The following is a 9,501-nucleotide window of genomic DNA, read 5'->3' as shown; positions in this document are numbered from 1 at the left end:
TCCCAGTTTAGAGTTCATCATTGATGGCACCGAACGTCGGATCACTCGCCCCAAAAACAAAGCCGACCGCAAGCAGTACTACAGCGGCAAGAAGAAGGCACATACGGTCAAGAATCTAGTGATTCATGACCGCAAGGGCAAGGTGCGCTACTTGAGTGACACCTATGAAGGCAAGAAACATGACAAAGCGATTGCCGATAGCGAGCACCTGTCGTTCCCTGAAGGCAGTACGTTATGGCAGGATACGGGGTTTCAGGGCTTTGCCCCAGAGGGGGTGACGATTCAGCAACCGAAGAAGAAACCTCGCAACCGCTCTCTGACAACCATTGAGAAGATGAACAACCGAAGTATTTCCAGTCTTCGTGTTGAAGTGGAACACCACATCGGTGGCGTCAAACGCTGCCAAATTCTGAGGCAACCCTTTCGCAATTGGCTGGACCACTATGTCGATGACGTGATGGAGACTGCCTGCGGCTTGCATAACTTCCGCCTGACACACCGAGCAAAGCCAGGTCGTCTAGTGGGTCAAGCCGCTTGACCCCGAACGGTGAGAGGATATGGTGACTTCAACCGATTCCTTTCTTATTTCCGATAAAGTCTATTCATCTAAACCCACTCAAGGCGAAGCTGGTACAGCGTCCTGAAGACTGGGAGTTTTCTAGCTATCAGGAGTATGTCGGTTTGCGTCACGGAACCTTGCCCAAGTTTGAGCAAGTTCGTCAGCAGGTAGGCACGGCCCAAGCTTACCAAGCGTTCGTTGAGACGGCAGATACGGAGCGTCAGCCATCCCTCGAACACCTTATGTTTGACTAAGGGACCAGTCTTTCTAAAGGACTGGTCCCTGCTGCCGTCAAAATCCGCGACTCAATCCCTTCCCACACCGGCGGCGACACCCGCACCGCCGCTTCCTTACAGCGAATCATCAGTTCAACCGCGTAGAAATAGTCGTTCAAAGCCTGAGATTCTTGCTCAGAAAGCTGTAATAAATCTGGCTTTAAATTGATAGCATTTTCCCAGACTTTTCTAATTGGCTCTAAAAAGTGATAGTATCCTTTTATATAATTAATATTGTTAGGAATTATCTGCTTTAATTCTGTTAGTCTTTGAACTGAATTCTCTATTTCACCTTTTCTAAAAACGCCTGATGGCTGCAACTCTTCAACAAGGTCAAGGACACGATCAAGGGCATGAGCACGGGCACGGGTACGGTCAAGGGCACGGGCAAGGGCACGGGCAAGGTCGAGGGCAAGGGCACGGGCACGGTCAAGGGCACGGTCAAGGGCACGGGCAAGGGCACGGTCAAGGGCACGGTCAAGGTCAAGGGCAAGGTCAAGGGCAAGGGCACGGTCAAGGTCAAGGTCAAGGGCAAGGGCAGCGGTTCGTTTGGCGGCAGCCTTTATTTGACCAGGAGATCCCTGCGTGGCAGCGTCTGCCCACTTGACTAGAGCTTGCAGTCTTTCACTTTGCAGTTTGCTCTGTGCCTGTTTTTCCATCGCCAGCAGCAGCTCATCCGCTCCCCGCTTACCCGGCACCAGTCCTGCCACCAGCAGAAACACCTCGCGCCAGCGCTGATTGCCCAGATGATTGCTTACAAGCTGAGTCACTTTTTGATTGTCCACAATGGATTTAGCCGTCAGATATTCCTGAAACGTCAGGTGAGAGAAAGAATAAGCTTCTCTAGCCCGCTCGACCAAAATTCCCTGCTGTACTTCAATTTCCTGTAAGATTTTGCCCGCGTCTAAATTGGGCGCATTTTCATTATCTGCTTGAAAAGTCCGTATCTGATCCAGCACATCTGCTTTAGCAAAGAAAAGCTGATCATCGACAAAGCTGGTGTAGGCAATTTCTGAGAGTAATTCCAGCTCTAAATCTGAGCCAAACTGTTGATAAATCGGTTCTTTTTGCAGGCGTTTTTCGGCTGCCCACTTGCGCAAAATCACGTCCAGAGCTTCCCCATAGACCTGATGCCGTTTTTTGGGAAAATCCTGAAACTCGTCATAAATGACGCACAGCAGCGTCAGCAGCAGCGGCGTCTGGGCCAGTTCCTTCGCTGCCTGGTAGTCTGGGCTGCTGAGCAGCTCCCAACAGCGCTCTGCCGTCTGAGTTTCGAGGTCGCGCGGTTTGCGAAACCAGTTTTGAATAAATCGCTCAATCTGCTCATCTTCAAACGCCGCCATCGCCACATCGTTAAAACGCCTAAAGCCGCCAAAGGTGTAGGCCGCTACCCGGCAAGAGGCAATGAAGCGATTCTCGCTGTAGCGATCGACCAGATTCTCAATTTGCGTCACGGCTGCGTTCAGTGCCTCTGTCGGCACCTCATCTAGCCCATCCAGCAGAATCAATAGCTTGCCGCTTTTGAGCATCAGCTCTGTGAATTTTTGCGGTTCCGGAAAGCCGCAGATCTCAAACTCACTGGCAATAAAGTCTTTGATATTGAGGTCGTTGGCCTGGAACTGCCGCAGCTCCAGCATCACCGGAATGCATTCGTGAGCGTAGTAACGCTCTTGAGGCTGCAAAGATTCAGGTGACTGCTGCGCAAAATTCATAATGGCGTGGCGGCGCAGCGCCTCTAACCCCATCTTTCGCAAAAAGGTAGACTTGCCCACCCCCGGCCCACCTAGCACCATCAGGTATTGCTGGGCGTTCGCCACCTCAATTCCTTGCTGCTTCTCTACATCGTGCAGCTCAAACCCGCGCCTACCGCTCTCTCGAAAAAGTCTCTGCAGCGACGCCGTAGATTCGTAGTAGCGCAGCGCCGATCGCGGTAAAAGCTGCACTGCCGTGTAGATTTCATCTAGTCTCATGGGCCTGTCCATGCGTACACAGGCCACCTTTAGCTGACCATGACGGTCAGCGTAGTTCTGCACATATCGCTGCACTGCCCGGTTTAGCTCCCGTCCCTGGAACAGGTCAATATCCGCCTGTTCCAGCAGCTTGCCGCCCTTCTCTTTAATGACGTTACCAATCAGTCCCGTCAGGCCAGCCGTTGCCGCGCCAATCAGCGGCTCAAATCCAGTCATGAGGTTGCGATCGCCAGAGATTTTTCCCAGTCTAACCTCAGCCCAGATGGACAGATAGAGAAGTCATAGCGAAATCCTAGTATGCCGCCACAGCCACCGTAGGATGGGCAAAGCAAAGCGTGCCCATCCCTGGCATATCTAAATGTTGATAGCGGCAGCGGCGACGTAAAGGCAAAGCAAAGCGTGCCCATCCCTGGCATATCTAAATGTTGGTAGCGGCAGTGGCGGCGTAAAGGCAAAGCAAAGCGTGCCCATCCCTGGCATATCTAAATGTTGGTGGCGGCAATGGCGGCGTAAAGGCAAAGCAAAGCGCGCCCATCTCAAAAACATTTAGGCAGATGGGCACGGATTATCATCCTTTGCCCATCCTACGAGTACCTAAATTTTAGAAGCTAAGACCCTTGGCGGAGCTTGTCGAGGACGCTTTGGTCTTCCATCGTTGAGGCATCTCCCACCAGGTCTTCTCCGCTAGCCAGATTACGCAAGAAGCGACGGATGATTTTGCCCGATCGCGTCTTCGGCAAGGCATCGGCAAAGCGAATCTCGCTGGGTCGAGCGATGATGCCAATCTCGTTGACCACGTGCTGCTTCAGCTCGTTCTTCAGCTCATCGCTGGGGCTGTGGGTACCTTCCAGCATGACAAAAGCGAACACGTCTTCCCCTTTGACCTCATCTTTACGACCCACAACTGCCGCTTCTGCCACCGCCGGGTGAGACACCAGCGCCGACTCGATCTCCATCGTGCCCAGACGGTGCCCAGAGACATTGATCACGTCATCCACCCGGCCCATCACCCAGAAATAGCCGTCCTCGTCTTTGCGAGCCCCGTCGCCCGCGAAGTAGAGATACTGCCCATCCTTAGGCGGAATGTGCTCCCAATAGGTGCGGCGAAAGCGATCGTCATCACCGTAGACCGTGCGCATCATGCTGGGCCAGGGATGCTTCACCACCAGATAGCCCCCTTCATTGGCCCCCACCGGGTTGCCTTCCAGGTCTACCACATCCGCCAGGATACCGGGGAAGGGCTTGGTGGCCGAACCCGGCTTGGTGGGCGTGGCTCCCGGCAGCGGCGTCAGCATAAAGCCGCCGGTTTCCGTCTGCCACCAGGTATCCACAATCGGGCAGTTACCGCCGCCAATGACGTTGTGATACCAGATCCAGGCTTCCGGGTTGATCGGTTCACCGACCGTACCTAATAGCCGCAGCGAGGAAAGATCTCGCGCCCTGGGCAGGTCGTCGCCCATCTTGATGAAGGCGCGAATGGCGGTAGGTGCGGTGTAGAAAATATTGACGCCATACTTTTCCACCACGTCCCAGAAGCAGCCGGGGTTAGAGGGACGGGGCACCCCTTCATACATGAGGCTAGTGGCACCGTTAGAAAGCGGCCCGTAGACGATATAGCTATGGCCGGTAATCCAGCCCACGTCGGCGGTGCACCAGTAGACATCGGTGTCTTTGATATCAAAGGCCCACTTCAGGGTCATGTGGGTGTAGAGATTGTAGCCGCCGGTGGTGTGAACAACGCCCTTGGGCTTGCCCGTGGTGCCGCTGGTGTAGAGGATGAACAGCATGTCTTCGGCGTCCATCTCTTCGGCGGGGCAGTCGGCAGCAGCGTCCGCCTGCAGCTCATGCCACCAGTGGTCGCGGCCAGAGACCATCTGCACATCCTCTTTTGTCCGCTGCACCACCAGCACATTTTCCACGCTGGGGACGCCGTTGTTTTCGAGGGCCGCATCCACGGCGGACTTGAGCGGAATGGTTTTATCCTTGCGGAAGCCGCCGTCGGCGGTGATCACCAGCTTGGCCTCGGCGTCGTTGAGCCGATCTTTGAGCGCTTCAGCGCTAAAGCCGCCAAAGACGACCGTGTGAGGGGCACCAATCCGGGCGCAGGCCAGCATGGCGATCGCGGCTTCGGGCACCATGGGCATATAAAGCCCGACGCGATCGCCTTTCTTCACCCCCAGGCTTTTCATCACGTTGGCCACCTGACACACTTCCCGGTGCAGCTGCGCATAGGTAAGGGTGCGGGCATCGCCGGGTTCCCCTTCCCAGATCAGAGCGGCTTTGTTGCGTCGCCAGGTGGTGAGATGGCGATCGAGGCAGTTGTAGGAAATATTGAGCTTGCCGCCGACAAACCACTTGGCGAAGGGAGGCTGCCAGTCCAGCACCTGATCCCATTTTTTGAACCAGTGCAGTTCCTGCTCGGCCAGTTCGGCCCAAAACGCCTGCGGGTCAGCAGCGGCTTTGTCATAGAGGGCCTGGTACTCAGCCATGCTTTTGACATGGGCGTCCTCAGCAAAGGCTTTGGGAGGATGAAACAGCCGCTTTTCCTGCAGAATAGATTCGATGGTGGGTTGTGACATAGGGTTCGTTTAAAGGGTTTAGCTAATGTCGTTATAGTCTGCTTTCAAAACCATACGGTTTTTAGCCGTTGCTACAGCAGAGACTTTGGTTTCTTTAATGTTCGACGGGAACAACAGTACCTTATGCTAAAAAAGGCATATTCAGCATTTACAAAATGGCTCTGGCCCACGCAATTCTAGTAGCTCTACTCGACCATTCCTGTAGCGGTTACGATTTAGCCAAACGCTTTGGCAGTTCGGTGGGCTTTTTTTGGGACGCCGGCCATCAGCAGATTTACCGGGAGTTGTCTAGGCTAGAGGGGCAGAATTACGTTACTAGCGAAAAGATTCTGCAAGAGACGCGCCCTAACAAAAAGATTTATGCTGTCACCGAAGCTGGCAAAGCTTTTCTCAAAGACTGGATGGCAGAACCCTCAGCCGTGAGTCCGGTCAAAGATGATTTGCTGGTGAAGATCTTTGGCGGCTACCTGGTGCCCGTAGAAGTGATTGTGACGGATCTGCTGCATCACCGCCAGCAGCATCAGACCCGCCTAGACGAATATCGAGCGATTGAAAAGGAGTTCTTCCCAGAGCGAGAGCGGCTGTCTCCGGTCGCCCGGTTTCAGTACCTGACCCTGCGCAACGGCATTCGCTACGAGCAGAGCTGGCTGGCTTGGTGCGAAGAGGCGATCGCCTACCTGCAGCCCGCCAAGTTACAGAACTCAAAATAGCAGCCTAGGGCGCAATGCCAGCGGTTAATCTGGTAGCAGCAATGAACGAGGCGAGGCTCTATGAGCGTTTGGACAGTGATTGGGATCATTTTGCTGATTGTCGGCATTGTTCTTTTCTTTGTGCAGCGTCAGCAAAAATCACGGGCTTTTAGCCTCAAGTCGGCCCGGCGGGTGACAGTGGCGGAACTGGGTAAAACGGCTGAAGCGATCGCCGCTGAAATTGGCGGTGGTGACTGGCGTGACTATGTGAAACTCTGGGGCCAAATTGAGGCACCGCAGCCGCTTGTTTCTGAGCTGAAGCAGACGCCCTGTGTTTACTACAGTTTCAAAGTGCAGCGCGAGTACGAAGAAACCGTGACCACTAAAGACGCTGAGGGCAATACTCAGCGCAAAACCGAGCGGCGATCGGAAACAGTAGCCAGTAACCAGCAGTCAGTCCCTTTCTACCTGCAAGACGACACGGGCAAAATCTGGGTCGATCCCGACCAAGCTGAGATTGAAACGGTGTCGGGACTCAACGAGTTCCGCCCCGGCGATCCGTCAGCCGGAATGTTGCAGATGGGCAAATTTTCTCTGACGCTGGGACAAAGCGATCGGCGGACACTGGGCTATCGCTACACGGAAGCCGTCCTGCCGGCAGAGCGTAAGATTCTAGTCGTGGGAGAAGTGAGCGACCACACTGGCACTCTGACCTTAGGCAAACCCACCCAGACGGACAAGAAATACATCATCTCCCTCAAAACAGATGACGTGCTTACCGCAAATGCCGATCGCGGCGCTCACAATGCCTCAGTGGCGATGATGATTTGCCTGATTATGGGCGCAGTGCTGAGCCTGATTGGTATTCTGCTTTAGTCATCGGTTAAATGCACAGCCGCTGATACACTTCATCTAGGTGACGCAGGTGGTACTGCGGATCGAAGCAGGCTTCAACTTCTACCGCAGTGAGCTGCTCTTTGACCTCTGGATGTTGAACAATGAGCTGGTGAAAATCGCCGCCGGGTTTATTCCAGGCTTCGTGGGCGCAGGTTTGCACAATCTTGTAAGCAGCCTCACGGGACATGCCTTTTTCCACCAGCGCCAGTAGGACCCGCTGACTGAAAACAACGCCGCCATACAGGTTCATGTTGCGCTGCATGTTTTCCGGGTAGACCAGCAGATGCTTCACTAAGTCCGTGGTTTCCACCAGCATGAAGTGAACCAAAATGCAGCTATCGGGGAAAATCACCCGCTCCACTGAGCTGTGAGAAATATCGCGCTCATGCCAGAGGGCCACGTTTTCTAGGGCGGCGATCGCGTTGCCGCGAATAATCCGGGCCAGCCCTGTCAGCCGCTCCGAGCGGATGGGGTTGCGCTTGTGGGGCATGGCGGAGGAGCCTTTCTGCCCCTTAGAAAAATATTCCTCAACCTCTAAAACATCGGTGCGCTGCAGGTTGCGAATTTCCACCGCAAAGCGCTCGATGGAGGCGGCCAGCAACGCTAGCGCCTGCATGAACTCGGCGTGAATATCGCGGGCAATCACCTGGGTCGAAGCGGTATCGGGTCTGAGGCCCAGCTTTTGACAGGCGATCGCCTCAATTTTGGGGTCAATGTTGGCATAGGTGCCTACGGCGCCCGAAATTTGGCCCACCGCAATTTGATCTTGCACCCGGTTGAGGCGATCGCGGTGACGCATCATTTCCGCTAGCCAGCCCGCCAGCTTGAAGCCAAAAGTCATTGGCTCGGCGTGGATGCCGTGGGAGCGACCAATCATCACCGTGTCGCGGTGCTGCTGGGCCTGATAGCGAATAGCCTGAATTAGGCTTTCCACGTGGTTGAGAATAATGTGCAGGCTGTCGCGGAGCTGCAGCGACAGGGCCGTATCGATCATGTCTGAGCTGGTCATGCCCAGATGGATATAGCGCCCAGCTTCACCGACGTACTCATTAACGTTGGTTAAAAAGGCAATAACGTCGTGGCGTACTTCAGCTTCAATTTCTAAAACCCGTTCGGGGTTAAAGTCCGCTTTTGCCTTGATTTCCTCAACCGCGTCTGGAGGAATATAGCCTAACTCTGCCTGAGCTTCGCAAACGGCAATCTCGACCTGAAGCCAGGTCTTCATTTTGTAGGTATCGGTCCAAAGATCGCCCATCTCGGGCAGGGTGTAGCGTTCAATCAAGGCTAGTGTCGCAGAATACAACCGCTCTATTTTACCTGCCTAGCTCCCGATTGGCCGCAGAATTTCTGACACTATACCCGCCGCGATCGCCGACAAAAGCGACCTCAGCCGCTACGCTAGAGTATTAAAACGAACGCGAGGAGACAGTATTTGTGGCTGTGGTTCGCCGGGTACGGCAGCACGTTAATCCCCTAAGTGATAAATATCAGACCCCAACGACCATATCGGATTGGTCAGCAAAATTTGCCTGTTTAGATCAGCCGCTACACCTTGATATCGGCTGCGGGCGGGGCTATTTCATTCGAGAAATGGCCCAGCTACAGCCGGACTGGAATTTTTTGGGACTGGAAATTCGTCAGCCCTTGGTGGAGCAGTCTCTTCGCTGGCGCGATGAACAGCAGCTCAGCAATTTGCACTTTGTCTTTTGTAATGCCAATCGCTCCCTGCGATCGCTTTTTGCTAGCTGGCCGGGGGTGCCTCTGCAGCGGGTGACGATTCAGTTTCCCGATCCCTGGTTTAAAAAGCGCCACCAGAAGCGACGGGTGGTGCAGCCTGAGCTAATTGCGGCTTTAGCGGAATTGCTGCCGGTGGGAGGAGAAGTGGTCCTCCAGTCGGACGTAGAAGCTGTCGCCACTGAGATGACCACTCGCTTTGCCGAGCAGCCCAGCTTTGGGCAGCAGCCTCCAGGCTGGCTGAGCGACAGTCCCTTCCCCGCCCAGACCGAGCGCGAACAGATGACGCTAGAAAAAGGCCAGCCTGTTTTTCGCAGCCTGTTTGTTCGCCAGTCTACAGACAGCGCACTAGCTGAGGCTGAGAACGGACAACCCGACCACGCTCAACGGTTTCAAACTGCCTAAACTCACCCAGTTGGGGATTGCCAAACTCGGTCAACCCGCATAGAGCTGTTCCTGTCCGAAAGCGGCGAATATTGGTAAAACAGTTGCGCCGAATGATGCGCTGCGCATTGGATGGGGTTTCTTCGCTAGCGGGATCGGCGGAGCTAGGCTGAATGAAGGTCGTGCGGCAGGTTTGAAATCGCCTGGGCACGTCTCCAGCAGCGGCGGGCAGCGACCAGCCAACTGCAACGAGCAAAGCGACGCACTGACCCATCAGTAAAAGCTTTTTCATGGGCTAAATTTCCCAATCGTCTATTTTTACTGTAGCGCTGATACATTGGGCGCGATCGCCCTCTACGGCCTGAGCTCACCCTTTATCTATCCCCTACCTGCTGGCAACTCTTGACCCTTCTT

General features: G+C 54.5%; 9 protein-coding genes. 5 read left to right on the top strand and 4 right to left on the bottom strand.

From position 1 onward, the window contains the following. Positions 1 to 538, top strand: a 538-nt coding sequence (locus QJQ48_RS24385; protein WP_346293852.1) for an HARBI1 family protein, incomplete at its 5' end; no start/stop codon positions are given. A 143-nt stretch (positions 539 to 681) separates the two neighbouring features. After that, complete coding sequence (locus QJQ48_RS24380) at positions 682 to 813, top strand: hypothetical protein (RefSeq protein ID WP_346293851.1); 132 nt, start codon at positions 682 to 684, stop codon at positions 811 to 813. Here QJQ48_RS24380 and QJQ48_RS24375 read toward each other — a convergent pair. Beyond that, entirely contained in the window at positions 810 to 3,020 is a 2,211-nt protein-coding gene (locus tag QJQ48_RS24375; protein WP_346293850.1) for an NACHT domain-containing protein, read from the bottom strand. The genes QJQ48_RS24380 and QJQ48_RS24375 overlap by 4 nt on opposite strands. 392 nt (positions 3,021 to 3,412) lie before the next feature. After that, positions 3,413 to 5,383: an acetate--CoA ligase gene (gene acs / locus QJQ48_RS24370; protein WP_346293849.1), complete on the bottom strand. Its 1,971-nt coding sequence runs from the start codon at positions 5,381 to 5,383 to the stop codon at positions 3,413 to 3,415. A 155-nt stretch (positions 5,384 to 5,538) separates the two neighbouring features. On the opposite strand from acs, the gene QJQ48_RS24365 reads away from it, so the two are divergent. Both QJQ48_RS24365 and QJQ48_RS24360 read left to right on the top strand, forming a co-directional pair. Continuing rightward, positions 5,539 to 6,093, top strand: coding sequence for a PadR family transcriptional regulator (locus QJQ48_RS24365; RefSeq protein ID WP_346293848.1), 555 nt, complete (start codon positions 5,539 to 5,541; stop codon positions 6,091 to 6,093). A 60-nt stretch (positions 6,094 to 6,153) separates the two neighbouring features. Next, positions 6,154 to 6,948, top strand: coding sequence for an E3 ubiquitin ligase family protein (locus tag QJQ48_RS24360; RefSeq protein ID WP_346293847.1), 795 nt, complete (start codon positions 6,154 to 6,156; stop codon positions 6,946 to 6,948). 7 nt (positions 6,949 to 6,955) lie between these two features. On the opposite strand, the gene purB is transcribed toward QJQ48_RS24360, so the two are convergent. Further along, the gene (purB, locus tag QJQ48_RS24355) at positions 6,956 to 8,251 is read right to left on the bottom strand and encodes an adenylosuccinate lyase (RefSeq protein ID WP_346293846.1); all 1,296 of its coding nucleotides are present in this window, start codon (positions 8,249 to 8,251) and stop codon (positions 6,956 to 6,958) included. Positions 8,252 to 8,409: 158 nt separating this feature from the next. Here purB and trmB point away from each other — a divergent pair, with 158 nt between their 5' ends. After that, positions 8,410 to 9,108 (top strand): tRNA (guanosine(46)-N7)-methyltransferase TrmB, encoded by a 699-nt coding sequence (trmB, locus tag QJQ48_RS24350; RefSeq protein ID WP_346293856.1) that lies wholly within the window; start codon positions 8,410 to 8,412, stop codon positions 9,106 to 9,108. Here trmB and QJQ48_RS24345 read toward each other — a convergent pair. After that, complete coding sequence (locus tag QJQ48_RS24345; RefSeq protein ID WP_346293845.1) at positions 9,038 to 9,379, bottom strand: hypothetical protein; 342 nt, start codon at positions 9,377 to 9,379, stop codon at positions 9,038 to 9,040. The two genes, trmB and QJQ48_RS24345, sit on opposite strands and share 71 nt — an antisense overlap. Between the last annotated feature and the right edge of the window lie 122 nt (positions 9,380 to 9,501).

The organism is Sphaerothrix gracilis Ecp01 (assembly GCF_030405905.1).
Lineage (GTDB): Bacteria > Cyanobacteriota > Cyanobacteriia > Phormidesmidales > Phormidesmidaceae > Sphaerothrix > Sphaerothrix gracilis.
Note: the sequence above shows the minus strand (reverse complement) of the source record. Positions and strands in the feature narration are given on the sequence as shown.

What these genes read in the sequence shown, in the direction of transcription:
- QJQ48_RS24375 (WP_346293850.1), bottom strand. Translation starts at nt 3,020, where the DNA reads ATGACTGGATTTGAGCCGCTGATTGGCGCGGCAACGGCTGGCCTGACG.
- acs (WP_346293849.1), bottom strand. Translation starts at nt 5,383, where the DNA reads ATGTCACAACCCACCATCGAATCTATTCTGCAGGAAAAGCGGCTGTTT.
- QJQ48_RS24365 (WP_346293848.1), top strand. Translation starts at nt 5,539, where the DNA reads ATGGCTCTGGCCCACGCAATTCTAGTAGCTCTACTCGACCATTCCTGT.
- QJQ48_RS24360 (WP_346293847.1), top strand. Translation starts at nt 6,154, where the DNA reads ATGAGCGTTTGGACAGTGATTGGGATCATTTTGCTGATTGTCGGCATT.
- QJQ48_RS24345 (WP_346293845.1), bottom strand. Translation starts at nt 9,379, where the DNA reads ATGAAAAAGCTTTTACTGATGGGTCAGTGCGTCGCTTTGCTCGTTGCA.